The organism is Ruegeria sp. BG6 (genome assembly GCF_056538465.1).
On sequence record NZ_JBQFTB010000053.1, the window covers coordinates 1 to 729 of the forward strand.

Here is a 729-nt window from a genome sequence, read left to right on the forward strand (position 1 = left end):
CCAGACTCCGAGGCATGGCCTCAATCAGGCGCAGCACGTTCTTGTGCCGGTTGAAGCCGCCCAGATAGACCAGCAAGGGTGCGTCGGACGGGATGCCATAGGCCTGCCGGGCCTTTGTTAGAGCCGATTTTTCCTGAGATGGTCGAAAAACGGGTTCGGCCCCTTCCGTTATGATATCGATCCGGTCACGGGGAATACGCAGGAACTGCGTCAGATCATCCGCCGAGGCATCCGATATCGTCATCACCCGCGTTGCCTGCATCTTGGCCAGCCAGCATTTCGCCTGCCACAGCCTGAAATTCAGACGTTTGGGAAAGATCAGATCGGGAAAGCGTTCGGGGATCGTGTCGTGATAGCACACCACGGTGGGGCGCCGGGCGGGCAGGGGGAAATAGGAATAAACCGCCGGATAGAAGAACACGTCGCAGTCGATACGCCGGGCCGCCCGGGCCATTGTCAGCAGATCGGCACCGCCCCGGGCCCTGGCACCTGAAGATGCCTCGGACATGGACAAATCAGACCCTGCAACAAGGGTTTCGACCCCGTCCGGCACGGGCCGCGTTGGTTCCTGATCGAATAATAACGTATAGCGAAAGCCGCTGTCGCGGGCGGCCAGAGCAGCGATCAGATTACGGGTGAAGCGGCCAAAGCCACGTTCGTTTTCCCAGGAGCTGGCGTCTACACCGATATGCAGCATGCTTTAGCCTTGATAGCGGCCTTGAAATTCGG

1 protein-coding gene is annotated in these 729 nt (G+C 59.4%); it reads right to left on the reverse strand.

The features are described from left to right. The coding region (locus ACR0JW_RS23900) for a glycosyltransferase (protein WP_480714620.1) at window positions 1-697 on the reverse strand (697 nt) is incomplete at its 3' end. Window positions 698-729: the final 32 nt, after the last annotated feature.